This is a genomic window from Paenibacillus sp. GYB004 (assembly GCF_036577605.1).
Lineage (GTDB): Bacteria > Bacillota > Bacilli > Paenibacillales > NBRC-103111 > Paenibacillus_AB > Paenibacillus_AB oceani.
In genome coordinates this window covers 407,654-434,504 of the sequence record NZ_JARBDB010000040.1, presented here as the reverse complement: position 1 = coordinate 434,504, position 26,851 = coordinate 407,654, and the positions used below count along the sequence as shown (strand labels likewise).

General features: G+C 56.5%; 21 protein-coding genes, 1 rRNA gene and 1 riboswitch. All 22 genes read left to right on the top strand.

Features of this window, described 5'->3' with window-relative positions:
- Positions 1–8: 8 nt before the first annotated feature.
- Positions 9–125: ribosomal RNA gene (gene rrf, locus PV433_RS18070) — 5S ribosomal RNA — on the top strand.
- Positions 126–677: 552 nt separating this feature from the next.
- Complete coding sequence (locus tag PV433_RS18065) at positions 678–1,481, top strand: alpha/beta hydrolase (RefSeq protein ID WP_332073451.1); 804 nt, start codon at positions 678–680, stop codon at positions 1,479–1,481.
- A gap of 235 nt (positions 1,482–1,716) precedes the next feature.
- Complete coding sequence (locus tag PV433_RS18060) at positions 1,717–3,117, top strand: extracellular solute-binding protein (protein WP_332073450.1); 1,401 nt, start codon at positions 1,717–1,719, stop codon at positions 3,115–3,117.
- A 213-nt stretch (positions 3,118–3,330) separates the two neighbouring features.
- Positions 3,331–5,085 carry a hypothetical protein gene (locus PV433_RS18055; RefSeq protein ID WP_332073449.1) on the top strand — a complete coding sequence of 585 codons (1,755 nt, stop codon included), beginning with the start codon at positions 3,331–3,333 and terminating at the stop codon, positions 5,083–5,085.
- Between the two features lie 434 nt (positions 5,086–5,519).
- The gene (locus tag PV433_RS18050) at positions 5,520–5,804 is read left to right on the top strand and encodes a hypothetical protein (protein WP_332073448.1); all 285 of its coding nucleotides are present in this window, start codon (positions 5,520–5,522) and stop codon (positions 5,802–5,804) included.
- Positions 5,805–5,852: 48 nt separating this feature from the next.
- Complete coding sequence (locus PV433_RS18045) at positions 5,853–7,511, top strand: MutS-related protein (protein WP_332073447.1); 1,659 nt, start codon at positions 5,853–5,855, stop codon at positions 7,509–7,511.
- A gap of 567 nt (positions 7,512–8,078) precedes the next feature.
- Positions 8,079–8,180, top strand: a riboswitch (purine riboswitch).
- A 171-nt stretch (positions 8,181–8,351) separates the two neighbouring features.
- Positions 8,352–8,849: a 5-(carboxyamino)imidazole ribonucleotide mutase gene (gene purE / locus PV433_RS18040; protein WP_332073446.1), complete on the top strand. Its 498-nt coding sequence runs from the start codon at positions 8,352–8,354 to the stop codon at positions 8,847–8,849.
- Positions 8,849–10,006, top strand: coding sequence for a 5-(carboxyamino)imidazole ribonucleotide synthase (gene purK / locus PV433_RS18035; protein ID WP_332073445.1), 1,158 nt, complete (start codon positions 8,849–8,851; stop codon positions 10,004–10,006). Before purE ends, purK begins: the two co-directional genes overlap by 1 nt.
- Positions 10,007–10,067: 61 nt before the next feature.
- Complete coding sequence (gene purB / locus PV433_RS18030) at positions 10,068–11,363, top strand: adenylosuccinate lyase (protein ID WP_332073444.1); 1,296 nt, start codon at positions 10,068–10,070, stop codon at positions 11,361–11,363.
- Between the two features lie 60 nt (positions 11,364–11,423).
- Complete coding sequence (locus tag PV433_RS18025; protein ID WP_442951541.1) at positions 11,424–12,314, top strand: phosphoribosylaminoimidazolesuccinocarboxamide synthase; 891 nt, start codon at positions 11,424–11,426, stop codon at positions 12,312–12,314.
- 58 nt (positions 12,315–12,372) lie between these two features.
- The gene (purS, locus tag PV433_RS18020; protein ID WP_190932180.1) at positions 12,373–12,615 is read left to right on the top strand and encodes a phosphoribosylformylglycinamidine synthase subunit PurS; all 243 of its coding nucleotides are present in this window, start codon (positions 12,373–12,375) and stop codon (positions 12,613–12,615) included.
- A 47-nt stretch (positions 12,616–12,662) separates the two neighbouring features.
- Positions 12,663–13,355, top strand: coding sequence for a phosphoribosylformylglycinamidine synthase subunit PurQ (purQ, locus tag PV433_RS18015; RefSeq protein ID WP_190932179.1), 693 nt, complete (start codon positions 12,663–12,665; stop codon positions 13,353–13,355).
- Entirely contained in the window at positions 13,333–15,576 is a 2,244-nt protein-coding gene (purL, locus tag PV433_RS18010) for a phosphoribosylformylglycinamidine synthase subunit PurL (RefSeq protein WP_332073443.1), read from the top strand. The genes purQ and purL overlap by 23 nt, the downstream gene beginning before the upstream one ends.
- Positions 15,561–17,051 (top strand): amidophosphoribosyltransferase, encoded by a 1,491-nt coding sequence (gene purF / locus PV433_RS18005; RefSeq protein ID WP_332073442.1) that lies wholly within the window; start codon positions 15,561–15,563, stop codon positions 17,049–17,051. The genes purL and purF overlap by 16 nt, the downstream gene beginning before the upstream one ends.
- A 154-nt stretch (positions 17,052–17,205) precedes the next feature.
- Positions 17,206–18,246, top strand: a complete 1,041-nt coding sequence (gene purM / locus PV433_RS18000; RefSeq protein WP_332073441.1) for a phosphoribosylformylglycinamidine cyclo-ligase — start codon at positions 17,206–17,208, stop codon at positions 18,244–18,246.
- The gene (gene purN, locus PV433_RS17995) at positions 18,246–18,860 is read left to right on the top strand and encodes a phosphoribosylglycinamide formyltransferase (RefSeq protein ID WP_332073440.1); all 615 of its coding nucleotides are present in this window, start codon (positions 18,246–18,248) and stop codon (positions 18,858–18,860) included. The genes purM and purN overlap by 1 nt, the downstream gene beginning before the upstream one ends.
- A gap of 636 nt (positions 18,861–19,496) precedes the next feature.
- Complete coding sequence (locus PV433_RS17990; protein ID WP_332073439.1) at positions 19,497–20,672, top strand: phosphoribosylaminoimidazolecarboxamide formyltransferase; 1,176 nt, start codon at positions 19,497–19,499, stop codon at positions 20,670–20,672.
- A gap of 31 nt (positions 20,673–20,703) precedes the next feature.
- Complete coding sequence (locus PV433_RS17985; RefSeq protein WP_332073438.1) at positions 20,704–21,435, top strand: IMP cyclohydrolase; 732 nt, start codon at positions 20,704–20,706, stop codon at positions 21,433–21,435.
- Between the two features lie 157 nt (positions 21,436–21,592).
- A complete protein-coding gene (purD, locus tag PV433_RS17980; RefSeq protein ID WP_332073437.1) occupies positions 21,593–22,852 on the top strand; it encodes a phosphoribosylamine--glycine ligase in 1,260 nt (419 codons plus the stop codon).
- A gap of 600 nt (positions 22,853–23,452) precedes the next feature.
- Positions 23,453–24,130 carry a Bax inhibitor-1/YccA family protein gene (locus PV433_RS17975; RefSeq protein ID WP_332073436.1) on the top strand — a complete coding sequence of 226 codons (678 nt, stop codon included), beginning with the start codon at positions 23,453–23,455 and terminating at the stop codon, positions 24,128–24,130.
- A 224-nt stretch (positions 24,131–24,354) separates the two neighbouring features.
- Complete coding sequence (locus PV433_RS17970; RefSeq protein ID WP_332073435.1) at positions 24,355–25,476, top strand: DUF3048 domain-containing protein; 1,122 nt, start codon at positions 24,355–24,357, stop codon at positions 25,474–25,476.
- A gap of 402 nt (positions 25,477–25,878) precedes the next feature.
- Entirely contained in the window at positions 25,879–26,784 is a 906-nt protein-coding gene (locus PV433_RS17965; protein WP_332073434.1) for a TIGR01777 family oxidoreductase, read from the top strand.
- Positions 26,785–26,851: the final 67 nt, after the last annotated feature.

Here is a 26,851-nt window from a genome sequence, read left to right as displayed (position 1 = left end):
TGAATCCGTTTGGTGATGATGGCGGAGGGGACCCACGCGTTCCCATCCCGAACACGACCGTTAAGCCCTCCAGCGCCGATGGTACTTGGACCGCAGGGTCCTGGGAGAGTAGGACGTTGCCAAGCGGTAAAGCCGATTATTTCGCATTGATGCGAGATGATCGGCTTTTTTTATGTACTAGAATCTTTAAATTCTTTAACGTGGTGAAGTGTACAAGAGGCTCCCTACTTGCCTGAACTTGCGTTGATCCGCGATTGCCCCCGCTCCCCGCCGCTTACTGGGAGCTGCACGCGGCCTAGTTCCATAAGAGCGGTTTGTACCGCTTATTTTTTCAAAAGCTGCCCTTGGTGTGATCATAAGAGCGGTTTGCAGCTGCTAAATCGCTCCAAAGTAACGGATTTCCTACAAAAGCGCTGAAATAAAGAGGTAGAAACCGCTTCTATTTCGTGTAAATAAAGTATCTTTTACCTAATAAGAGGTTCAAATAGCTCGTATTCCGGGATGAGGCTCGATAGACACCTTTGCTCCCACTCCCCGTGTATCAGGTGCGGGTTTGTCGGCCTGATTTGCCTCTAAACAAGCCATACTATACGTCATGCCCGTTTTTCCTAAATCGGGACGAGCCTGATATAATAAAGCGTGGAAGAACCAACTCGGAAACTGGAGCGTGATTGAAAATGTCTGTTCAGCCGGTTCCTTTTTTCTCGGGAGCTTTATATGCCAGAAAGTCGTGCTTTGTTTACTTGCCTTCGAGTTATGAGAGTACGGACCGGGAATATCCGGTGGTTTATCTGCTTCACGGCATGTACGGCAGCGAAAGCGACTGGCTGCTGAAGGGAAACGCCGAGGCTACGCTCAACCGGATGATGGAAGCCGGCGAGCTCGGAGAATGTATTGTTGTGTTCCCTAACGACGGAGGGTACGGTCAAGGTACGTTTTATATCGATTGGTATGACGGAACAGGGAATTTCGAGCAATACATAGTGGACGATCTCGTACCGTTCATCGACGAAACGTTTCGGACGATCAAGGACAAGCAATACCGGTACGTAGGCGGACTGTCCATGGGAGGCTTCGGGGCATTCTCGCTCGCGCTGCGCAATCCGGGCGTATTCGGGGCTGCGGCGAGCTTGTCCGGAGCGCTTGGCTCTCTCCGTCTGATGCCCTACCCGAAATTTGCGCGATCCGAGTTTCCGCGGATGTTCGGGCCCCGGCACGGCGAGCGGGTCCAAGCCCACGATCTGCTGCTGCTGACTGCCGCGCTGCATGCATCCGGTGACCGCCCGCATTTGTATTTCGATTGCGGGAAAGAAGACTATTTGTACGATTACAACGCCGCCTTCAACCGGCATTTGGATGAGATCGGTTACCCGCACCTTTATACGGAATACTCGGGCGAGCATAATTGGGCTTACTGGACGGAACATTTGCCGGATGCGCTGCGGTTTTTCGAAACGTGCCGAATAAAGGCGGGGCTGTAAGCTCGCGTGATGCATGATCAGGAAGGCTGCCTCGCGGAACGGGCGGCCTTTCTTGGTAATGCTGTATCGCATAGGCTGAACCGGTGCGGATGTGGGTGCGGTGCGGCTGCGACTGCAACTAAGGCAAAGGCTGCGGAGCAGATGCCGCGTTGCTGGACACGATTGCAAAAATTGATCATAATAGAAACGATATGGCATTATTCGACTTTAACTATCCGGTAATGGAGGATTTCCTTTGACTAACGGAGTCCGGAGAACGACGTTCAGGGAGCGCTACGCCTATCTTCTCGACCATATACGAACGAAAATTTCGTCCGGCGAATGGCCGCCCGGCCAATATATTCCGGCGGAAAACGAACTGGCCCGGTTGTTTCAGCTGAGCCGTCCTTCCGTCCGAAAAGTATTAAACGAGCTCTCGGAAGAAGGGCTGATCCATACGATGCACGGCAAAGGCTCGGTCGTAACCGAAGCGGAGTCTGCTTGCACTTATTTAAATTTGTTTTGGGGCGTGCCGTCCTTCGAGTTTGAGACGGTTAGCGAAATTGTCTCCAGGTTTAATCAGGCGAATCCGTTCGTGAAGGTGGAGATCACGCAGGTCCCCCGGGAAACGATTCTGGCGGCGACGCAGGAAGGATCGTTTATGGGGCGGGTGAAGCCGGACCTCGTCGGACTGCCGAATACGATGTTTTTTCAAATAGCGGACGGCGAGCCGGACAAGCTGCTGAAGCCGATCACCCTCGAAGAGCCGGACGATTTTTACGAAGCGTACAGACGGGCCTTCACGCATGAAGGTAAACTGTGGGCCGCCCCGATCATGTTCGCTCCGATCATTCTCGCTTACAACAAAACGATATTCGACCGGCTCGGCTTGTCGTATCCGGACGAGACCTGGACATGGGACGAGCTGCTGCAAGCGTCGCAAGCTCTAACCGAATACGACGGCGGGCAGGCGGAGCGGTACGGCTTCAGTTTTACGGCGTCGGCGAACCGCTGGCCTTTGTTCGTTTTGCAGAACGGAGGAGCTTTCGTGGAAGGCCGGCAGTTGCTCCCCGAAGACAGCCGTACTTGGGAGGCGCTGCAGTTTTCCGCCGATCTGATGTACAAGTATCAAGTGTCGCCGATTTATTCGACCGGACATGCGAAGACAGGGGAAGGATTGTTTTTGCGGGAGAAGGTCGGAATGATTCTGACGTCCTACACGTTTATGGAGCAGTTCCGGGATATCGACTTCGAGTGGGACTTCGTCCCGTTTCCGGGCAAAGTGGCGGACGCGGGGCTCGGCATCTGTTCCGGGATCGGCATCAGCTCGCACTGTACATCGGTCCATGCGGCCGAGCAGTTTATCCGCTACGTCACTTCTGAAACGGCTCAAGCTGATATGAAGCACCGCGTATGCTCGATTCCCGCCCGAAGAAGCGTGGCCGAGTCCCGCGATTTTCCGCATTATCCGCTTGCCGGGAAAAGATATTATTCGTTTCAGAGCATAACGGAGCGTGCGCAGACGATCAAAGACTTCGGACTGACGTACAAGCAATTTATGGATCTCGATAATGAACTCGGGCTGCTATGGGCGAATGTGGAATCGGTGCAGGACGTATGGAGGACGCTTCGAGGCAAGTGGAACGTACACATGTAAATAAGCGAACAACGCAGCTGTACAGCCGGTATCGGCGAATGGCTGCTTTTTTGCGTTTGCGCCGGGTTGGCCGGGGTCTGACCGGAAGGGGGCGGTTTATGGCCGGATCAAGTTTTTTGTTTATGCAAAGATGGAGTTACCGATTGACGGTTACCGAGCAAAGTACTATGATGTAAATAAGTTGTAAACAACATAGTGAAACGGGTGATCGTTATGATACATGTAATCTGGAACGAGAAGCGTGCGAACGAAGTATGGGGACAAGGACGAGACGTTTACGAGTCGTATTGGCCCGAGATGTTGAGGCAGGCGGGGCTCGCCTACGAGATATGGACGCCTGAATCGTGGCTCGGCAAGCAGCCGGACGGGGTGACGATCGTAACTGGTCTGGACGATTCGGCGGACTGGCCGGCTGTTTTTCAGGCTTACTGCGCTCGGGGCAACGCGCTGCTGGCTGTCGGGGGAACGTACGGTCTGGACGATGTTCTGGGCGTGAAGAACGTCCGCCATATTCATGAAGGCTGGATCGATTGGAACGGGGCGGCTTTGGCAGACGGCATGCACAGTTCATTCCACTTTTTCGGGTCGGCTCTGGTCCGGCCTGACGATGGAACGGAAGCGCACGGGACGATTACGCTCCGCAACGGAACGGACACGGCGCATCCCGCAATTACGCTGAAGCCGGCCTCCAGCGGGATTGCCGCTCTGTTCGCCGTTGATCTGGCTCGGACGTTCCGGCTCATTCAGCAGGGCGTTACGGTCGTGAAGGACGGAGTCCCTGCCGATGACGGAAGCGGAGCGATCGACGACGATATTTTGAAGGCGGACGACAGTGTCGTGCTGGACTGGAAAAGAGACCGCGACTCGGTAGAGGAGGGCGTGCCCTTTTTCCTGCATCCGATCGTCGATGAGTTCCGGCTTGTGCTGTTAAGGCTCGTTCACCGGCTGCACGAGAAGACGTCGCGTACGTTCGCCCAGGTTTGGTTTTGGCCGGAAGGGGTGGAGGCGGTCGGACATATTTCCCACGATACGGACGGCAATCTGGTCGAAGCCGCGAACATGATGATGGACCGGTTAAATGAAGCGGACGTAAAAACAAGCTGGTGTGTCATTATGCCCGGTTATCCGGAGGATGTGTACGAGCGGGTTCTTGCTGACGGTCATGAGATGGCGTTCCATTACAATGCTCTGCCGCAGGAAGGCTGTTATTGGGACGAAGGGCTGTTCAACGAGCAGTTGAGCCAACTGCAAAGCCAAATGGCTGCGATGGAGAACGGCGCCGAACGGATCTGGACGAACAAAAACCATTACTTGCGTTGGGAGGGCGACCTCCAGTTTTATAAATGGTGTGAAAAAGCCGGGATCGTCGTCGAGCAGAGCAAGGGCGGGACGAAGCAGGGCAATAAAGGATTTCTGGCCGGGACGTGTCACCCTTACTTGCCCGCCAGCGATGCAGCCGAGCATAACCGGATTATGAACGTATACAGCAATCCGACGCTCGCGTGGGACCCACCGGTACCGCTTCGCTGCACCTACCCGGAGGCGAAAGCGCTTGTCGACCGGTCCAAGGACGTTTACGGGGTCGCGCATTTCTTGTATCACCCGGCTACCTTCAAGATGTACCCGGATGTCGGGCCGGCCTTCGTCGAGCTGATTCGTTATGGCAAAGAGGCCGGTTTGACTTGGTGGACGGCGCTGGAACTATACAACTGGCTGGAGCTGCGGAGAACGGTGGATGTACGCGTCGAGGCCGGCAAGCTGCGGATCGTATCGGGCAAGGCGTGCCAAGGGCTGACGGTCCTTCTGTCGGAGGAGAGTCTATCGCCGGAGACGGCGGCGGCTTCTCCCGTAGTGCGAAGCGTCAAGCCGGTCGAGCGATTCGGAATCCGGCTGCAGGAGCTCGTGCTGGACGTGGCGCAGGGAGAAACGCTGATCGCGTTGCAAGGGGCAGTCGGAGCGGCCGGGTAAATGGTTATTTGTCCGTTTCTCGCCGCCCGCGGTGGGTGGACCCGAATCTGCATCTGGACTTATACGTAAAAAAGATTTAAAAAGGGCGGCCTGCGGTCGTTCTTTTTTCTTCTTATTTAAGTAGCGGCATCCTTCCCTCAGACCAGGCAGCTTCGATAGCACGGTTATTATCGTTCCAACGGTTGCATAACGAACGATCGATAGCTTGCCCGGATAAGAAAAAGATCCCGGCGGCCTCCCGCTTCCAGCATCCATTTTCGCAGTCCTATGATATAATAAAAATGGAAAATGAAGGGTGGGTTCGCCTGTTGCGGTATGACGCGATCTTAGCTTTCAGGCCAACGGACGAGAGGAGGAAAAAACTAATCAGAGACGGACCTCGAACCAGGCGACAGGCCATCCTGTACTCGTTCTTATCCATTCCGGATGAACCGATGCTGATTCATCCTCCCCGGTTTCGGCTGCTGCTTCGCTTATTTTTGCTTCTCGCCTATTTGACCTTTCTTGTAATCGCATCCAATGGCATCTTTATGTTCGTCACCGTGCCTTTTTCCGTTGTATTTGTTCATTATTATTATTTGCTTTCCAAAAGGTGGGGGCTGCACCGGTATTCGAAGGCGCTGCTGCATTCCATTACTTTGGCGGTATGGTTCGTTACGGTGATATTTGTGGAGCAGGCGAGGGACGGGATTATGCAGCTGTTATGGTTATATTTCTAGGAAACGGCTTTCGCCTCGGATTGCAAATAGGGAGGGAGGTTGTATACCATGTCCGTACCAGAGGAAATCAGTCTGCTTTATCCGCAGGGGTATACCGAGCATAACGCGGGGCATTCTCCGATAGATTCTGCGGTTGTGGGGGCGCTTGCGGCGGAGGCTGTATTCGCGGCAATGCGAAGTGTGTTCAAATTCAAACCGAATCAGAGTCATCCCGTCGCATACGGCACGGATCGGCTGGAGGTGATTCAATACAGGCTGGATGTCGTCGAGGATCTGATGGAGAACGAGCAGCTGTATCTGATGCTCCGGTCGCTCCACCCGGAACTTGAGGATATGCGAGAGCTGTACACGGCCGACAAAGGCGGCGAGGCGGATACGGTCGCTTCGCTGAGCAGTGTTTCGGAAGTCGAGGTGTACACGGAGCTGATCGAGAAATTATACGTTTTTTTCCAGCAGGATTCGGTCGTTCTGCGCTCGGACGGAATGAAGCGGTTTGAGGCCGCCATTCGCGATATTCACGAAAGCGAAACGTTTCGGCGGCTGAAGGCGGAATATGCGAAGATCAACTCGCGCATCCGGGATATTAAAAGTATTACCGTAGGCATTAATCTCGATACGAAATTCAATCCGGTCGAAGCGGGGATTGTCGATGTACATACCGAGCGATTTCAATCCGGCAACATTATCGATAAAATGCTGCGAATGGAATTCCGCGACAAAGGCTACAATTGTCTGGCCCCGCTCGAAGTGGTCGGCAAGGGGCTGTCGCCGGACCGGGCGGCCGGTTTTCGTGCGGCTGTCAACAGTTCGCTCCAAATGGTGATGAAATCGACGCTTCGAAGCTGGAAGCCGGCTATCCGGGCGTACACGTCGACGCATTCCAAGTTTCTGTACCGGCTGGCGGACGAGATCCGGTTTCTTGTCGGAGGCGTGTCGCTGCTTCGCCAGCTGATCGCGGCGGGAGTGCCGGTATGCAAGCCGCAGGCGGTACCGAAAGAACAGCGGGCGTGTACGATGAACGGACTGTATAACCCGGTTATTGCGCTGAACCGGGAGCGTACGCCAGACGACGCAGCCGGCGTTAGTCCGGTGGTGCTGAATTCGATCCAATTTGACGAGAACGGCATGATTTATATCGTGACCGGTCCCAATCAAGGAGGGAAGACCGTATTTGTGCAGGCGGTCGGCATCGCCCAAATGCTGTTTCAGCTCGGCCTGTTCGTCCCCGCTTATTCGGCGGCGATGAGTCCGATCGATGCGATCTATACTCATTTTCCGGAAGACAGCGACCGGCGTTCGACCGGCAGGTTCGGGGACGAGTGCCAGCGGCTGATGCGCATCTTCGAGAAGCTGACCCCGCACAGTCTCGTCTTGATGGATGAGACGTTCTCCAGTACGAGCGCCGCGGAAGCCACATATATCGCCGAGCAGGTGCTGCTCGGGCTGCGGGCTTCGGGGAGCCGCGTCCTGTTCTGTACGCATCTGCACGACCTGGCCAAAAGCATAGACGAGCTTAACGGGCGTGCGGGTTATGCAGGCAGCCGGATCGACAGCCTGACGGCGGAGCTGGACGCAGAGCAGGCGGAGAGCGGCGTCCGCAGCTACAAAATCACCCGTTCCCGCCCGGAGGGCAGCAGTTACGCGAGGCATATCGCCCAGAAGTACGGATTGACGCTGGAAAATCTGATCGGATCGCTGGCCCGGTAACCCGGGCTTTTTTGGTGATCACGCCAGAAAGTTTATGTTCTTCACCGTATTAAAACGAAGATGAGCCCGGAATGTAAGCTAAATCATACTCTAACGGACATGGTGGAGGCTATTTCGCTAAAAAACAGTTTTTTTAAATGTAACGGTCACCGCAGCGCTTATTTACTCCGAACCACCACTAAAAGTAACGTTTCTAACCAAATAGTTGCATTCATGTCCGTTAGATATCAAATCGATCGAAATTCACCGTAATAAAGGCCGCTGTGTCCGTCAGAGTTTTTGTTCCTATACACGTTCACGACTTCCGCTCCCAACATAGCCGATTCGTACGATATCGTGTTCCCGCCGCTGATTATAGAGATAAATCCGTCCCGGCAGGTTGGTTTTCCACTGTCTGGAATAAACTGTTTGTAAGCGTTTTATTTTCTAAATGAACGCAACTTTTGTCGACATATCGGTTTTGCAGGATCAAATACGAACTTTACAACAATATGGACATAAAAATGTTCGCCTTTTAAGTTGACATGGCCATGTTAACATTGATAAACTAAACATGCAGATTCAAACACAAAATAAAACAACGATTCTCGTATAAAGCCGGGGATATGGCCTGGAAGTTTCTACCCAAAAACCATAAATTTTTGGACTACGAGTGAGCTGAAAGCGGAATGGGACGCCCTCCGCGGCGGTCTGACATTCCCTTTTTCGCTTCCGACCGGAAGCGGCTTTTCTTACAAAGCTTACGTCCATAGGCAGGCGCGGACAACCGTCTGCTCCTTGGGCTTTTTTCATTTCCGGACCTGTCGGGCCGGCGACTCCACAACGAAAGAAGGTTGGGACATGACGGCGAAGGTTGGCGTCATAATGGGAAGCAACTCGGATTGGGAAACGATGAAGCATGCTTGTGACATTCTGGATGAGTTGAAGGTGCCTTACGAGAAAAAGGTGGTGTCCGCACACCGGACGCCGGATCTGATGTTCGAATACGCCGTATCGGCCCGGGAGCGCGGTCTTCAAGTCATTATCGCCGGCGCTGGCGGAGCCGCTCATCTGCCGGGCATGGTCGCTTCGAAGACCGAGCTGCCGGTAATCGGCGTGCCGGTGAAGTCGTCCAACCTGAACGGTCTGGACTCGCTGCTGTCGATCGTTCAGATGCCGGGCGGCGTACCGGTAGCGACGGTGGCGATCGGCAAAGCCGGCGCGACCAATGCGGGACTGCTCGCCGCGCAAATTCTCGGCCTTAGCGATCCGGATCTGATGGACCGGTTCCTGAACCGCCGCGAAGAATTGCGCCAGCACGTGCTGAAGATGAGCGAGACGCTGGGAGAGGACGCGTAATGAGCGGAACGAGCGAACAAGTCATTAAACCGGGAAGCACGATCGGCGTGCTCGGCGGCGGCCAGCTCGGACGTATGCTGGCTCTGGCCGGCCGGGCGCTGGGTTACCGGTTCGCGACGCTGGACCCGACGCCGGATTCGCCGTGCGGACAAGTGGCCGACCAGATCGTCGCGCCTTACCACGACGCGGAAGCGGCCAGGAAGCTGGCCGGCATGTCCGATGTAATCACGTACGAATTCGAGAACGTAGACGCCGGAGTAGCCTCGATGCTGATGAGCGAGTCCTATGTGCCCCAAGGCAGCGAGCTGCTCTACACGACGCAGCACAGGCTCCGTGAGAAGCGTGCGATTGAGGCGGCGGGCGTTAAAGTGGCGCCGTACCGGGAAATTCGCAGCGAGGACGAGCTCCGCGAAGCGGTGCAGGCTTTCGGTACGCCCTGCGTGCTGAAGACGGCCACCGGAGGCTACGACGGCAAGGGACAATGGGTGATCCGGTCCGAGGACGAGATCGGCGAAGCGTACGAGACGTTAAGCCGGGCGAAGACGGAGCTTGTCCTCGAACAGTTCATCCGATTCGAGAAGGAAATATCGGTTATCGCGGCGCGAAGCCCGCGCGGTGAAGTCCGGGCGTTCCCGGCGGCCGAAAATATTCACGTCGATAACATTTTGCACTTGTCGATCGTTCCGGCGCGGGCGCCGGCCGAGGTGCTGGAGCAAGCCGAGCGGATGGCCGTAAGGATCGCGGAATCGCTTGGAGCGATCGGCCTGCTGGCAGTCGAGATGTTCCTGACGCGGGACGGCGAGCTGTTCGTGAACGAGCTGGCGCCGCGGCCGCACAACTCCGGCCACTATACGATGGACGCCTGCCGGACCTCGCAGTTCGAGCAGCACGTACGGGCAGTGTGCAACCTGCCGCTCGGTCCGGGTGAGCTGCTGACACCGGTCGTCATGGCGAACCTGTTAGGCGAGCATGTCGCGCCGCTCCTCGAATGGATGGGAGACGAAGCCGGCTTGCCGGAAGGCGTCGCCGCCAAAGTGCATCTGTACGGCAAGCACGAAGCGAAGGCCAAGCGCAAGATGGGGCACGTCAACCTGCTCACGGACGATGTGAACAAAGCGATTGCCTGGGTGGAACAGTCCCCGATCTGGAAAAGCTAAATGAGAGAAATGATTGACCCCATAAATGAATTTATTCGACGGTAACGGAGGTTTTTCTACGATGCTGCAACGGTACAGCCGGCCGGAAATGGCCGCGATCTGGACGGAAGAAAACAAATTCAAAGCTTGGCTCGAGGTTGAGATTCTTTCCTGCGAAGCGTGGTCGGAGCTCGGAATCATTCCAAAGGAAGACGTGAAGGTGCTTCGTGAGAAAGCCAGCTTCAACATCGACCGCATTTACGAGATCGAGGAAGAAACCCGCCACGACGTTATCGCCTTCACCCGCGCCGTCTCCGAGACGCTCGGACCGGAGCGGAAATGGGTCCATTACGGCCTGACCTCGACCGATGTCGTCGACACGGCGCTCGGCTATTTGCTGCGGCAGGCGAACGAGATTATCGAGCAGGACCTGATCCGTTTTATCGACATTCTGAAAGAAAAAGCGGTTCAGTATAAAAGCACGCCGATGATGGGACGGACGCACGGCGTTCATGCCGAGCCAACGACGTTCGGCCTCAAGATGGCGCTGTGGTACGAAGAGATGAAGCGCAACCTGGAGCGGTTCCGCACGGCGGCGGACGGAGTCCAATTCGGCAAAATGTCCGGAGCGGTCGGCACTTACGCCAACATCGACCCGTTTATTGAGCAATACGTATGCAGCAAGCTCGGCACGAAGGCGGCGCCGATCTCAACCCAGACGCTGCAGCGCGACCGTCACGCGAGTTATATAGCGGCCATCGCTCTGATCGCCACTTCGCTCGACAAGTTCGCCACGGAGATCCGCGCTTTGCAGAAGAGCGAATTCCGCGAGGTCGAGGAACCGTTCGGCAAAGGCCAAAAAGGCTCGTCGGCAATGCCGCACAAGCGCAACCCGATTGGCTGCGAGAGCATCTCCGGACTGGCGCGCGTTATCCGCGGCCATATGCTTTCCGCCTACGAGAACGTGCCGCTGTGGCATGAGCGCGACATTTCCCACTCGTCGGTCGAGCGGATCATTTTGCCGGATTCGACGATTCTGATCAACTACATGCTGAACCGGCTAGGCAATATCATTAAGAACCTGACCGTGTTCCCGGACAACATGCTGCGCAACATGAAGCGCACGTACGACGTACCGTTCTCCGGACGCGTGATGACGAAGCTGATCGATAAAGGCTTCAGCCGCGAGCAGGCTTACGACACCGTCCAGCCGAAGGCGATGCAGGCTTGGGAAGAGCAGCGCTCGTTCCGCGAGATCGTCGAGAGCGACGCAGCGATTCGCGATCAGCTGACGCTGGAGGAGATCGCCGACTGCTTCGATCCGAGCTGGCACTTGAAGCACGTCGATACGATTTTCAGCCGTTTGGGCCTTGCCTGAGCAAACAACCAACAAACCGGGCCGGACAGCCCTTCCTACTATGAAAAGGAGGCCATCGCCTTGAGTACAACGACGGCGATCTCGACCGCTGCGGACTATGTGAACGCACCGCTTTTGTATAAAGGAAAAGTACGGGAGATATACGATCTCGGGGAGCACTTCCTGATCGTCGTAACCGACCGGATCTCCGCTTTTGACTACGTGCTCAGCCCGGCCGTGCCGGACAAAGGCAATGTGCTCAACCGGATAAGCAAATTCTGGTTCGAGAAAACCGCGGATTTGATGCCGAATCACGTGATCCACACCGATCTGGAGAAGCTGCCGCAAGGGCTGATCCGGGACAACGATAAGATGAAGCACCGGTTCATGGTCACGAAGAAGGCCGAGCGCATCGATATCGAATGCGTCGTCCGCGGCTATATTACCGGCGGCGGGTGGAGACAATACCAGAAAACGGGTGAGATTAACGGCATCAAGCTTCCGGAAGGCATGCGCAAAAACGAGAAGTTTCCGCAGCCGATCTTTACCCCCGCAGCGAAAAACGACGTCGGTCACGACGAGGACATCTCCTTTGAGCGGATGGAAGAGCTGGTCGGCAAGGATATTGCCGCCGAACTGCGCTGCCAAAGCCTGAAGCTGTACGAATTCGCGCATGCTTACTGTGCGGAGCGCGGAATCGTGCTGGCCGATACGAAGTTTGAATTCGGCATCGTGGACGGCAAAGTCATCCTGATCGACGAAGTGTTCACGCCGGATTCCTCGCGGTTCTGGGCTAAAGAAAATTATGCGCTCGACATCGAGATCGACAGCATGGACAAAGAACCGGTGCGTACGTACCTCGCGGGTTCGGGCTGGGACAAGAACAGCGAGCCGGACCCGCTGCCGGATTCGGTCGTATCCGAAACATCCCGGCGGTACCGCGACATTTTGAACCGTTTGACGGGACAATAATGAGCAACTGTTACGAAATCATGATTATAACGACCGATTATCTGAGGAGGAACTTCCCATGATTAAAGCAACCGTCTACGTAACGATCAAGCAAAACGTATTGGACCCGCAAGGCAGCGCCGTGCAAGGCGCCCTGCACTCGATGGGCTTCGCGGAAGTAGGCAAAGTGCGCATCGGCAAATATATGGAGCTGGAGCTGGACACGACCGACCGTTCGGAAGCGGAGTCCCGCGTGAAAGCGATGTGCGAGAAGCTGCTCGCCAATACCGTTATCGAAGATTACCGTTTCGAATTGAACTGATTGTTATAGCGAATCCCATTACCAGCATTTGAGGAGGCATCCAGCCCATGAATTTTGCGGTTCTTGTGTTCCCGGGGTCGAACTGCGACATTGACTGCTTCAAAGCGGTCGAGCAGACGATCGGCCAACCGGTCGATTATGTCTGGCATACGACGACGGACCTGTCCAAATACGACGCCATCCTGGTTCCCGGCGGTTTCTCGTACGGCGATTACTTGCGCTGCGGCGCGATTTCCCGGTTTGCTCCGGTTATGAACGAAGTTGTCAAAGCGGCGGAGCAGGGCAAATTCGTCCTCGGCATCTGTAACGGCTTCCAGATTTTGCTCGAATCCGGACTGCTGCCGGGCGCGATGCTGCGCAACCGGACGCTCAAATTCCGTTGTCATCCGTCGACGCTTCGCGTGGAGAACAATGCGAATCCGTTCACGACGCAATATGCGGCGGGCGAGCTGATCAACATCCCGATCGCGCACGGCGAAGGCAACTATTACTGCGACGAGGCGACGCTGGCTGAGCTGAAAGCGAACAACCAGATCGTGTTCCGTTATCACGGCGAAAACCCGAACGGTTCGGTGGACGACATCGCCGGAATCAGCAACAAGGAAGGCAACGTAGTCGGCATGATGCCGCATCCGGAGCGCGCGGTCGATCAACTGCTCGGCTCGGAGGACGGCAAACGGATGTTTACGTCGATCTTGAACGCATGGAGGGAGAAACATGGCGCAGCAATTGTCCGTTAAGGAGCCTACGGCTGAACAGATTGCAGAGCAAAAAATATATAAGCAAATGGGCGTTACCGATTCGGAATACGACCTCATCTGCGGATTTCTCGGACGCAAGCCGAATTACGTAGAGATCGGCGTATTCAGCGTCATGTGGTCGGAGCACTGCTCGTACAAAAATTCCAAGCCGATTCTGAAAAAGTTCCCGATCACCGGGCCGCGCGTCCTGATGGGACCGGGCGAAGGAGCGGGTATCGTCGACATCGGCGATAATCAGGCGGTCGTGTTCAAAATCGAAAGCCACAACCACCCTTCCGCAATCGAGCCTTACCAAGGCGCAGCTACGGGCGTGGGCGGCATTATCCGCGATATTTTCTCGATGGGCGCGCGTCCGGTGGCGCTGCTGAACTCGCTGCGTTTCGGTTCGCTGAAGAACGACCGGGTCAAATATTTGTTCGAGCACGTCGTATCCGGCATCGCAGGCTACGGCAACTGTATCGGCATCCCGACGGTCGCAGGCGAAGTAATGTTTGACGAAAGCTACGAAGGCAACCCGCTCGTGAACGCGATGTGCGTAGGCCTGATCGATCACGATAAGATTCAGAAGGGCGTTGCGCAAGGCGTAGGCAACCCGGTATTTTATGTCGGCCCGGCGACCGGACGCGACGGCATTCACGGCGCGACCTTCGCATCGGAGGAGCTGACCGAGGAGTCGGAAGCGAAACGTCCGGCGGTTCAAGTCGGCGACCCGTTCATGGAGAAGCTGGTGCTTGAAGCGACGCTCGAATTGATCAACTCCGGCATCGTCGTCGGCATTCAGGATATGGGCGCGGCCGGTCTCACCTGCTCCAGCTCGGAGATGGCGAGCAAGGCGGGCAACGGCATGGAGCTGTACCTCGACGAGGTGCCGCAGCGCGAAGAAGGCATGACGCCGTACGAGATGATGCTGTCGGAATCCCAGGAACGGATGCTGTTCGTGGTGAAGCCGGAGCATGAGGCGCAAGCGGCAGAAATTTTCGAGCGCTGGGGCCTGATCTGCGCGAAGGTCGGCAAAGTAACCGACGACGGACGTCTGAAACTGTTCCACCAAGGCCAACTGGTCGGCGATATGCCGGTAAAAGCGCTCGTCGACGAGTGCCCGGTGTACAACAAGCCTTCCAAAGTTCCGGCTTACTACGAACAGCAGGCTTCGGTCGATACGACCCGTTATGCCGAAGTGGCGGACTTGACGGACGCCCTGAAGCAAGTGCTGGCTTCCCCGACGGTGGCGAGCAAGGAATGGGTATACAATCAATATGACCATATGGTACGGACGAGCACTTACGTGCGTCCCGGCTCGGACGCGGCAGTTGTCGGCGTAACCGGTACCCGCAAGGCGCTGGCGATGACGACGGACTGCAACGGCCGTTACGTATATCTCGATCCGGAAGTCGGCGGCGCGATCGCCGTAGCCGAAGCGGCGCGCAACATCGTCTGCTCGGGTGCGGAGCCGCTCGCGATTACGGACAACCTGAACTTCGGCAGCCCGGAGAAACCGGAAATTTTCTGGCAGCTGGAGAAAGCGGCCGACGGCATGTCGGAAGCTTGCCGCAAGCTGAACGCCCCGGTTATCGGCGGCAACGTCAGCCTGTACAACGAAAACGCAAAAGGCGCGATCTATCCGACGCCAGTTATCGGCATGGTCGGACTCGTTCATGACCTCGATCATATTACAACTCAGGGCTTCAAGAAGGAAGGCGACGTCATCCTGCTGCTCGGCGAGACGAAAGCGGAGCTGGGCGGAAGCGAATTCCAGAAAGTGCTGCACGGCGTTACGGAAGGACGTCCGCCGCAAATCGATCTCGACACCGAGAAAAAGCTGCTTGACGGCGTGCTCGGCGCGATCCAGAAAGGCCTCGTCGCTTCCGCTCACGACCTGTCGGAAGGCGGTCTGGCTGTCGCTCTGGCCGAATCGTGCATCAGCGGCGGCATCGGCGCCAAAGTCAGCGTAAGCTCCGAGCTGCGGACGGACATCTCGCTGTTCAGCGAAAGCCAGTCCCGGATTCTGCTCAGCGCTTCTCCGGACAAAGCGGCGGAGCTTGAGGCGTCGCTCGTCCAGGCCGGCGTGAAGGTCCAGCAAATCGGTACCGTTCAAGGCCAAGATTTGACGATTGAAGTCAATGCCAAGCAAGCCGTCCAGTCGCCTGTGGCTCAGCTGGAGAAGGTTTGGAAGGATGCGATCCCATGTTTGATGCAATAAAGTCGCCAGCCGGAACGCTTTGGACCGGGGACTTTTACAATGAAGGCATCAATCGCGAAAATCTGTTCGATAAATTGAAGGAAGAGTGCGGCGTCTTCGGGGTGTACGGTCACCCCGAAGCTTCTCATCTGTGCTATTACGGGCTGCACGCCCTCCAGCACAGAGGCCAGGAAAGCGCCGGAATCTGCACGACCGACGGAAGCCAGTTTCATTACCATCGCGATATGGGGCTGGTCAAGGAAGTATTCGACAACGACAAGCTCGTCTCGCTGAGCGGCCCGACCGCGATCGCACATGTGCGCTACTCCACGGCCGGCGAGAGCAAGCTGGCGAATGCCCAGCCGCTCGTGTTCAAGTACCGCGAAGGCGATCTCGCCGTCGCTACGAACGGCAACATTGTCAACGCTCCGGAGATTCGCTCCCGGCTCGAGCGTCAAGGCTCGATCTTTCAGACGTCGAGCGATACCGAGGTCGTAGCGCATCTGATCGCCCGTTCGAAGCATGACGATATTGTGGAAGCGGCGCGTGAATCGCTTACCAACTTGAACGGGGCGTATGCGTTTCTGTTCATGACCAACGACAAGCTGATCGCCGCGCGCGATCCGCACGGGCTGCGCCCATTCGTACTCGGCAAGCTGGGAGATGCGTGGGTGTTCGCTTCGGAATCGTGTGCGTTCGACGCAATCGGCGCCGTCTATGTGCGGGATATCGAGCCGGGCGAGCTGCTCATATTCGATGAGAACGGGATGAAGGAAGACCGGTTCGCCCCGGCGTCGAAGAGAGCCGTCTGTGCGATGGAATATATTTACTTCTCGCGCCCGGACAGCGATATCGACACGATCAACGTACACAGCGCCCGTAAGCGGATGGGACGCCAGCTGGCGATGGAAGCGTTCGTCGATGCCGACGTCGTAACCGGCGTGCCGGACTCCAGCATCTCGGCGGCGATCGGATTTGCCGAGCAGACGGGGATTCCCTACGAGCTGGGCCTGATCAAAAACCGTTACACCGGCCGGACGTTTATCCAGCCGAGCCAGGAGCTGCGCGAGCAGGGCGTGAAGATGAAGCTGAGCGCCGTCCGCAAAGTCGTGGAAGGCAAACGTGTCGTGATGATTGACGATTCGATCGTTCGCGGCACGACGTCGCTTCGTATCGTCAACCTGCTGCGCGAAGCGGGAGCGAAGGAAGTGCATGTGCGCATCAGCTCGCCTCCGTTTAAGAATCCGTGCTTCTACGGCATCGATACGCCGGACCGCAAGGAACTGATCGCCGCACAGAAGACGATCGAAGAGATTCGTATCGCGATCAACGCGGACTCGCTCCATTTCCTGAGCAAGGACGGGCTGATCGAGGCCGTCGGCAGACTGTCCGAAGCGGAAGGCGCCGGACATTGCACCGCATGCTTTGACAATATTTATCCGACCGATGTACCGGATGTAGAGAATGCCGCCGCCGCTTGCGGAGGCTGCGACTGATAGATTTTACCGTACAGAAGGATCTGTGACCAACCACCTACTACAATTTCAGAGCTTATCCTGTGGGATGAAAAGACGTTGGCCAGCGGCCGGCTCTCCTTTAAACAAGCCCCATCTTTAGCTCTGAAATTGTAATATCAAGGAGTGAACGAACTTGTCGGAAGCGTATAAACAAGCAGGAGTGGACATCGCCGCGGGCAACGAAGCGGTCGTACGGATGAAGAAACACGTTCAGAAGACGTTCCGTCCTGAGGTGCTTACCGAGCTCGGAGGTTTCGGCGCTTTGTTCGGCCTGAACAAGGACAAATATGAGGAGCCGGTGCTCGTATCCGGAACGGACGGAGTCGGCACGAAGCTGAAGATCGCGTTTGCGATGGATAAGCACGACACGATCGGCATCGATGCGGTGGCCATGTGCGTCAACGACGTTGTCGTACAAGGAGCGGAACCGCTGTTCTTCCTCGACTATCTGGCTTGCGACAAGGTCGTACCGGAAAAAATCGAAGCGATCGTCAAAGGAATCGCCGACGGCTGTCTGCAAGCCGGCTGCTCTCTGATCGGCGGCGAAACGGCGGAAATGCCGGGTATGTACGGGGAAGGCGAGTACGATATCGCAGGCTTCACGGTCGGTATCGTCGATAAGAAGAAAATCATCGACGGCTCGACGATCGCCCCGGGCGATGTCATCCTCGGCTTTGCTTCCAGCGGCGTGCACTCGAACGGCTTCTCGCTCGTCCGCAAGCTGCTGCTGCAGGACAAAGGCTACAAGCTGCAGGATGAGGTAGCCGAGCTTGGCGGTAAGCTGGGCGACACGCTGCTGGCGCCGACGAAAATTTATGTGAAACCGATTCTGGCGATGCTGGAGAAGGTAACGATCAAAGGCATGGCGCATATTACGGGCGGCGGGTTCCTCGAGAACATTCCGCGCGTTCTGCCGGAAGGCGTCAACGCTCAGATCGAATACGGCTCATGGCCGATTCTTCCGATCTTCAAGCTGCTGCAGGAGTCGGGCAATGTGTCCAACAACGATATGTTCCGCACGTTTAACATGGGCATCGGCATGGTACTGATCGTTCCGGCGGAGCAAGCGGACGAAGCGATCCGACTGGCCGAGGAGAACGGAGAGAAGGCTTACCGTCTCGGTACCGTCACCCCGGGCGAGCAGATCGTGACGTTTAACGGAGCGGACGTGTAATGAGACCGTTTCGCATCGCGATCTTCGCTTCGGGAAGCGGTTCGAATTTCCAGGCGATCGTGGACGCCGTACAATCCGGGAAGCTCGATGTCGAAGTCGGGCTTCTCGTTTGCGATAAGCCGAATGCCAAAGTCGTCGAGCGGGCCGCGGCGGCCGGAGTCGACAGCTTCGCGTTCCGTCCGAAGGAGTACCCCTCCAAGGAGGCGTATGAGGCGGCTATTGTGGAACGGTTGCAGGCGAAGGAGATCGATCTGGTCGTTCTAGCCGGGTATATGCGCATCCTTACGGGCACGCTGCTGAAGCCGTACGAAGGGCGGATCGTGAACATCCATCCTTCGCTGCTTCCTTCGTTCCCGGGACTTGATGCGATCGGTCAGGCGCTGGCCCACGGGGTCAAAGTTACCGGAGTTACCGTGCATTTCGTCGACGGAGGGATGGATACCGGCCCGATTATCGCCCAGCGCGCGGTAGAAGTGGCGGGCGGCGACGACGCCGATTCGCTTGCTTCCAAGATTCACCCGATCGAGCACGAGCTGTACCCGTATGTGATCCGGGCGATCCGCGAAGGCAGGGTGTCCGTCAGCGAAGACGGACGACGGGTGCTGTGGAGCTGACGTGGCGGCATGCGTTGCGGTAGCCGGCCATTGCCGCTTCAGTCGCGCAAGCCGAGCTGCACGTCATAGCTATAGCTGCACGCCCTGTCCACATGCCATAGCTAAGCTGCACGTTATGACCCAAGTAGCACGCCGTAGCCAAGCTGCACACCTTAGCTATAGCCAAGCCGCACACCATAACCCTAGCTGCGGCGCCACACACATGAACATATACCGGTAATGTTTGCTAAATCAAAGAAGCTGTTGCTCAAAATAAGAGTCTTTGCACCTCTTAAAACGTCTCTCCCCGCCGAATTCAAGTAAATACGAGTCTTTTGGGACTCTTATTCCGACCCTGTTTTGCCCAAAAGGCGTTTTTGATCAAAATAAGAGCTGCAAACCACTCCTATTTGCTCGAGAGTTCACTTTACCCGGCAAATAACGGTCCCTAAAGACTCTTATTTAAGCGGGGAACTGGGAAAGGCCCGAGCTTTCGTGGGTTATCTCCGGCCAACTCGGAGTCCGAAGCTGTAGCTATACGGAAGCCTTCTTCAACCGGGAAGCCGGACAAAGTCTGCTCCTTTCCAGGCTGCCACCAGGTATACAAGGCGGAGAACGAGACGAGAGAGGCAATAAACTAATTAAGGATGGTCCACTATGTCAAATGAGATCCATTTGCGTTACGGGATGAACCCGCACCAGAAAGAAGCAAAGCTGTACGCCGAAGGCGGAGCCGAGCTGCCGATCAAAGTGCTGAACGGCGATCCGGGCTTTATTAACCTGCTCGACGCTTTGAACGCATTCCAGCTCGTCCGCGAGCTTCGCCAGGCTACGGGCCTGCCGGCAGCCGCTTCGTTCAAGCACGTCAGCCCGGCCGGGGCGGCGGTGTATGCTCCGCTTAGCGACACGCTGAAAAAAGCGTACTTCGTAGACGGCCTGGAGTTGTCCGAACTCGCTACCGCTTATGCGCGCGCACGTGGAGCTGACCGGATGTCGTCCTTCGGCGACGCGGCCGCAGTGAGCGATATCGTGGATGCGTCTACAGCTACCCTGCTGAAGCGCGAAGTGTCCGATCTGGTCGTAGCGCCGGGTTATACGGAGGAAGCGCTTGAGATTCTGAAAGCGAAAAAAGGCGGCAAATACCTCGTGCTGCAAATCGACGCCGACTATGTGGCCGACTCGATCGAGACCCGTACCCTGTTCGGCATGAAAATGCAGCAACAGCGCAACGATGCCACGATCAACGCCTCGGCGTTCGACCATCTCGTAACCCGCAACAAGGATCTGACCGAGGAAGCGAAGCGGGATATGCTCGTAGCTCTCATTACTTTGAAATATACGCAGTCCAACTCGGTCTGTTACGCGCTCGACGGTCAGACGATCGGCATCGGAGCCGGACAACAGTCGCGGATTCACTGCACGCGTCTGGCCGGGGATAAAGCTGACCGTTGGTACCTCCGCCAGCATCCGACTGCGCTCGGCATGAAGTTCCGCCAAGGCTTGTCGCGCGCCGAGCAAAACAACGCCATCGACTTGTGGCTTGAGGACGAGCTGACCTCGTTCGAGCAGGCGAGCTGGGAAGCGTGCTTCGACGAAGTACCTCAGCGTCTTACCCGCGAAGAGAAGCGCGAATGGCTGCAAGGGCTCACGAACGTCTCGTACGGTTCGGACGCATTCCTGCCGTTCCGCGACAACCTGGACCGCGCCAGCCGCAGCGGCGTCCGTTACGTCGTTCAGGCGGGAAGCTCGATGCGTGATGAGGAAGTCGTTCAGGCCGCCGACGATTACGGCATGGTCATGGCGTATTCCGGCGTTCGTTTGTTCCACCATTAATATCGTTCATTAGGGAAGGGAGAACGCCAACGTGACACAGCAATGGAGCCAGACGGCCGAGATTAACGCAGGCAAGCTTAAGGAAAATGCATATCCCGGACGCGGTATCGTTATCGGCCTTACGCCGGACGGTACGCGTTACTCGCAAGTGTATTGGATCATGGGCCGCAGCGAGAACAGCCGCAACCGGGTGTTCATTCAGGAGGACAACGGCTTCGTCCGTACCGAAGCTAAAGATCCGGCCAAATTGACCGATCCGTCGCTTATTATTTATTATCCGGTCCGTCATGCGGGACAAGCCCATATCGTAACGAACGGCGATCAAACCGACACGATTTACGACGCCGTAGCCGCAGGACGCACGTTCGAGCAAGCGCTGACGACTCGTACGTGGGAGCCGGACGCGCCTAACTATACGCCGCGCATTTCCGGATTGGTCGACTTGTCCGACGTGAACTGCGCGTACAAGCTGTCGATCCTCAAGACGAACCAAGGCGACGCTTCGCAGACGATGCGCCACTATTTCCACTACGAGCAAGGCATCGCCGGCTTCGGTCATTGCATCCACACGTACGCCGCAGACGGCAATCCGCTTCCTTCGTTCCAGGGCGAGCCGGTGCTGATGCCGTTATTCGACGATATCCGGCAAACCGCTTCGTTTTACTGGGACCGCTTGAACGAGGAAAACAAAATTTCGCTGCTGGTCAAAACGATCGACAAAGCTACCGGCCAGACGGAAACGGTCATATTGAACAAGGCTTAGCATCCCTGTGATCCATTAGCGGAGGCCCGGATGGCCGGCGCAGCAGCGTCAGTGGGTGCCGAGGTTCGGCAGGAGCGCTGAGTCATCGGCCTTGCAGTGCCGTACGGGCTTGCCGCACGATGACGAACAGGGAACAAAGATTCGGGAGGGTTAACGGTTGCGTATATTGGTCATTGGCAAGGGCGGAAGAGAACATACGATCATTTGGGCGCTGAAAAAAAGCTCCCGGGTCGAGCGCATTTATTGTGCGCCGGGCAACGCCGGCATTTCGGAGCTGGCGGAGAACGTGCCGATTAAAGAAAATGAGTTCGACAAGATCGCCCAGTTCGCACTGGATTATGCGATCGATCTGGTCGTCGTCGGACCGGAAGATCCGCTGGCGGCCGGAATCGTCGACTATCTGGAAGAGCGCAATATCCCGGTATTCGGCCCGCGCGGCAATGCGGCGATTATCGAAGGCTCCAAAGTGTTCACGAAGGAGCTTCTCCAAAAGTATAAAATCCCGACTGCGGCTTACGAATCGTTCGAATCGTACGAGCCGGCGCTTGCCTATGTGCGCAAGCAGGGAGCTCCGATCGTCATCAAGGCGGACGGCCTAGCGGCAGGCAAAGGCGTCATCGTCGCGCAAACGCTGGCAGAAGCGGAGAAAGCGCTGCAGGACATTATGGTCGATAAAGTATTCGGCGAGCAGGGCAGCCAGGTGGTTATCGAGGAGTTTTTACAGGGCCAGGAGATGTCGATCCTGTCGTTCGTAGACGGCAACGTCGTTCGTCCGATGGTGCCTTCGCAGGACCATAAGCAAATTTTCGACGAAGACAAAGGCCCGAATACCGGCGGGATGGGCACGTACAGCCCGCTGCCGCACATTCCGCAATCCGTGATCGACGAAGCGATCGAGACGATTATCAAGCCGACCGCCGAAGCGATGGTGAAGGAAGGACGTCCGTTCCGCGGCGTGTTGTTCGCCGGGCTGATGATTACCGAGAACGGTCCGAAGACGATCGAATTTAACGCGCGTTTCGGAGATCCGGAGACGCAGGTCGTGCTGTCGCTGCTGGAAACGGATCTGCTCGACATCTTCCTCGCCACGATCAACGGTCGTCTGCAGGACATGGATATCCAATGGAGCGGCGATACGGCCGTCTGCGTCGTCCTGGCGTCAGGCGGATACCCGGGCAACTATCCGAAAGGGGTCCCGATCTACGGCTTGGACGAAGTGCAGGACTCGGTCGTCTTCCATGCCGGAACGACGCACAAGGACGGTCAGGTCGTCACCGACGGCGGGCGAGTGCTTGGAGTGACGGCGAGGGGCGCCAGCATCGTGGAAGCCCGTGCGAAAGCTTACGCCGATGTGGAACGGATCCGCTTCGAGGGTATGCAGTACCGCACAGATATCGCGCTTAAAGCACTGCGTTAAGTCAAAGGGAGCCAACCGTCAGCCAGCTCAAGGGCTGCTCTTTTACGCAAGCCAAACCATGGGGCTGTCTCAACAGTGTCCGTACCACAGTGGCACAATGGAACGTCCTATGTTTCTAACGAAAGGACCTCAACGTCCACGGAAAAGTGGGGGCTGAGGTCCTTGTTTTTGTGGAGAATCGGTTCCGGTTCGTTCGAAGTCGGCGCCAAAATTGCAAAAAGGGCTTTGGTGACAGCCCCGTTTGTGAGCGCCCATTCAATGAAAACGTGTTTACTTTACTCAAACTCGTTTTTCGCGTATTTTTCCTTCCGTTTATGCACATAAAGGATAGCTGTGACTAACCCTGCGATCAGAAGCACTTCCAGCCAGTAAGCTTTAATTGCCAATAGGAGCCAGTTCATCCGGATTCACCCCGCGAAATTCCGCCGCCATTGTTTTTAAAAGCTAATTTCGGCGGTTTTCCCTATAGGTTGTCCGTTCGTCCGATCGGCTATGCCTCCCTATAAGAACAAGGGGCGATAGGAGTTGGAAAATGTGGAATGGAAACGATTCCCTGTGATATACTATTATAAGTACAACCTATAATCAGGAGGGTTTTCCATGGATATGGAACAAAGACAACCATACAGCGGAACCGATGATCAATCGACTTATTACAATGCGCCATTCCACAAACTGCTGCGGATGTTCACCGTGTCGGTGCTGATCTCGTTCGTCGGTACGTTTGTAGGGATGTACGTTCCGCCGGCGCTATTCATTCCGCTCGTCGTCGTAGAGCTGATCATGCTGGTCGCCGCTTTTTTCATACGGCGTAAAGGAAAAGCGGTCGGATACGGATTTGTATTTACGTTTTGTTTCATCAGCGGGATCACGATATTTCCGGCGATTGCGCATTATACGTCGATCGGAGGCACTTGGCTTGTCTCGACCGCGTTTTTGCTGACTGGTATTATTTTTGCCGGGTTAACCGCCTATGCATATTATTCGAAGCGCGATTTCAGCTTTTTAGGCGGATTTCTGACGGTGGGCATTCTCGTTCTAATCGGGTTCAGCCTGATCGGACTGTTTACCGGCGGATTTGGCGGTACGCTCGGACTGATGATCGCTGCGTTCGGGGTACTCATCTTCTCCGGGTTCATCCTGTACGACATCTCCCAATACAAGCACGGAGTTCCTGACGAAGAGATTCCGCTCGCCGTATTGAGCCTGTACTTGAGCTTCATCAATTTGTTCCTGTACTTGCTTCGTCTGCTCGGTATTTTGTCCAGCGACGACTAAGCGCCGACATCGAACATCGACAGCCCTCTGCCGGGTTTATAACCGGATGGAGGGTTTTTCTTTTTGCCGAACACCGGCAGGGCATCTATCGGCTTCGGCTGTTCCTGCGGCTTTTCTTCATATCTTGCGTGTCGGGCTGCCTATCCTTCTATGGTTTCCGGTTCTACTCTAGCGTTTCGGCACATAGTCTGGAATCAAGAGAGAGAAGGAGGAGAGGAAGAGCTATGAAGCAAGGACGTTCGGCGCTGTTAACCGGTCTGGCCGTTTTACTAGCGGGAATCTTATATGTGTTTATTTTGATAGGATGCGAGGAACGGTCCGGCGAGAGCGGACAGCCGGTTCAACAGGCGGCCGTTTCTGACGGAGCGGGGGAACCGGGCGAACGGCGGCCCGACACGATCGTAGGAGGAGGAGATTCGCCGAAGGAAGCGGACAAGCAGGAGGCCCCGCCGCCGCCGAAGTTTCCGCTGACCGGTCTGACCGCGCCGCAGGACGTACAGGAGCGCCCCGTTATGGTGATGGTGGAAAATTCGCCGCAAGCCCGTCCCCAGACCGGACTGGATCAGGCGGACCTGGTCTATGAAATATTGGCCGAGGGCGACATTACGCGATTCGCCGCGGTGTATCAGAGCCGGGCGCCCAAGACGATCGGACCGGTAAGAAGCATCCGGCCCTATTACGTAGAGATCGGGGACGGGCTCGACGCCTATATCGTTCATGCCGGGTGGAGCCAGGAGGCGATGGATATGCTGGCCGGACGCAAACTGTCCCATCTGGATGAGGTGTACGGGGACGGAAAGTATTACTGGCGCGATGCCAAACGGAAAATGCCGCATAACCTGTATACAAGCATTGAGCTGATCCGCCAAGGGGCTAAAGATAAACGGTTTCGCACCGATTGGAACGGTCCGCTGCTGCAATTCGCTTCGGATTCTCCGGACGGTCTGTCGGCCTCGCCAAGCGGACAGACAGCGGCGAAGGCGGTTATCCCGTATTCGCGGGGATATACGGTCTCTTACCGGTACGAAGCGGAGAGCGGAACCTATCTCCGTTCTATGAACGATAAGCCTCATACCGATGCGCTTTCCGGACATACGTTGTCTGCGTCCAATATCATTATCGCTTATGCGGCACACCGAGTATTGGATTCGGAGGGCAGGCGGAGAGTCGACGTATTCGGGCCGGGCCAAGGCGTGCTGCTGCAGCGGGGAACGAAAAAAGACATCACCTGGGAGCGGAAAGAGGGACTGATCCGGGTCTACGAGGGCGGCAAAGAACTAGGCTGGCTGCCCGGACAAACGTGGGTGCAGATCGTGCCGTCCGGCACCGCCGTCCGGATCGAGTAGCGGGACATGCGGCGAACAGGGAGAGCGTTCGGCGGAAGGCAACAACAGGGACGGAGCTCCTTTCAGTGGCCAGCGAGTATAGACTTCCGCGCGCGGGCATACTAGCCAGCAGAACAACCGAAATAAGGGGGCTGACAGGTTGGGGCAGGGGCTCGGCGCTGGTATCGGCGAATGGATCTCCGCTTTTTCGATCTGCTCCACCGGCTGCTGCAGGGGCGCTATCTGCCTTTCAAGGCCGGTGATCCGGCGGGTATCGACCCGGCGGTCTGCGATCCCGGGAGTACGTTCGGGTGAGGCTCCTCTGCGGAGCCTCCTTTTGTGTCCCGGACCGCTTACACGTTTGTCCACTCCGTCTACGGTTATGGTAGAATAAGGGCAACAAGCGAAAGGCGGTGCGGGGCGATGAAAATCGCGATATGCGGCGGTACGGGATTTATCGGCGGCGCTCTGGCCCGGTATCTGGAGCTGTCCGGGGACGAGGTCGTGCTGATCTCGCGCACGGCATCCGGCGGCGGAGGTCGGGAACGGTGGAAGACCGTTAGCTGGGATAATCTAGAAACGGACCGGGGAACGCTGGAGGGACTCGATGCGATCGTCAATTTGGCGGGCGAATCGATTAACCAGCGCTGGTCGGACAAGGCCAAACGGCGGATTTTGCAGTCCCGGCTGGATACGACGAAGAAGCTGGCCCGGCTGGTTGCAGGGCTGGAGCATAAACCGAAGGTGGTTGTTAACGGGTCGGCTATCGGCATATACGGGACGTCGGAGACGGAAGTATACGACGAATCGCATCCGGTTCGCGCCTCGGACTTCTTATCCGGAGTCGTCGAGTCGTGGGAGAAGGCGGCCGACGCGATCCCGGCGGAGCGCATCGTCAAGCTTCGTACCGGACTCGTGCTGGGCAAGGAGGGCGGAGCGCTGCCGATGATGGCGCTGCCGTACAAGCTGTTCGCCGGCGGCAGAGTGGGCAGCGGCAAGCAATGGATGAGCTGGATTCACGTCCATGACATCGCCCGGCTCATCCGGTATTGCATCGAGCTGCCGGAGATGTCCGGTCCGGTTAATGCGACCGCTCCGAATCCGGTAACGAACGATCGTTTCGGGAGAGCGCTCGCCGCTGCACTGCACAGGCCTCATTGGTTTCCGGTGCCGGGCTTCGTTTTCCGCGCCGCGTTCGGGGAGATGTCCGAGCTTCTGCTGGCCGGTCAGCAAGTATTGCCGAAGTCGGCGGTCGAGCATGGCTTCGAATTTCAATATCCGACGGTGGATAAAGCGCTCCAGAGCATCTATGGACATGGAAGTCACTAATACGACCTATTTTACTCCTTGACATGCTGTGTCAGGTATCGTTAACTGGAATAGAAAGAGGTACAGG

Coding starts and splice junctions, on each gene's coding strand:
- PV433_RS18050 (WP_332073448.1), top strand. CDS start 5,520: ATGCTGATTCATCCTCCCCGGTTTCGGCTGCTGCTTCGCTTATTTTTG.
- purN (WP_332073440.1), top strand. CDS start 18,246: ATGAGACCGTTTCGCATCGCGATCTTCGCTTCGGGAAGCGGTTCGAAT.
- PV433_RS18065 (WP_332073451.1), top strand. CDS start 678: ATGTCTGTTCAGCCGGTTCCTTTTTTCTCGGGAGCTTTATATGCCAGA.
- purF (WP_332073442.1), top strand. CDS start 15,561: ATGTTTGATGCAATAAAGTCGCCAGCCGGAACGCTTTGGACCGGGGAC.
- PV433_RS17990 (WP_332073439.1), top strand. CDS start 19,497: ATGTCAAATGAGATCCATTTGCGTTACGGGATGAACCCGCACCAGAAA.
- purB (WP_332073444.1), top strand. CDS start 10,068: ATGCTGCAACGGTACAGCCGGCCGGAAATGGCCGCGATCTGGACGGAA.
- PV433_RS18045 (WP_332073447.1), top strand. CDS start 5,853: ATGTCCGTACCAGAGGAAATCAGTCTGCTTTATCCGCAGGGGTATACC.
- purQ (WP_190932179.1), top strand. CDS start 12,663: ATGAATTTTGCGGTTCTTGTGTTCCCGGGGTCGAACTGCGACATTGAC.
- purE (WP_332073446.1), top strand. CDS start 8,352: ATGACGGCGAAGGTTGGCGTCATAATGGGAAGCAACTCGGATTGGGAA.
- PV433_RS17970 (WP_332073435.1), top strand. CDS start 24,355: ATGAAGCAAGGACGTTCGGCGCTGTTAACCGGTCTGGCCGTTTTACTA.
- PV433_RS18055 (WP_332073449.1), top strand. CDS start 3,331: ATGATACATGTAATCTGGAACGAGAAGCGTGCGAACGAAGTATGGGGA.
- purS (WP_190932180.1), top strand. CDS start 12,373: ATGATTAAAGCAACCGTCTACGTAACGATCAAGCAAAACGTATTGGAC.
- purK (WP_332073445.1), top strand. CDS start 8,849: ATGAGCGGAACGAGCGAACAAGTCATTAAACCGGGAAGCACGATCGGC.
- PV433_RS17975 (WP_332073436.1), top strand. CDS start 23,453: ATGGATATGGAACAAAGACAACCATACAGCGGAACCGATGATCAATCG.
- PV433_RS17965 (WP_332073434.1), top strand. CDS start 25,879: ATGAAAATCGCGATATGCGGCGGTACGGGATTTATCGGCGGCGCTCTG.
- purL (WP_332073443.1), top strand. CDS start 13,333: ATGGCGCAGCAATTGTCCGTTAAGGAGCCTACGGCTGAACAGATTGCA.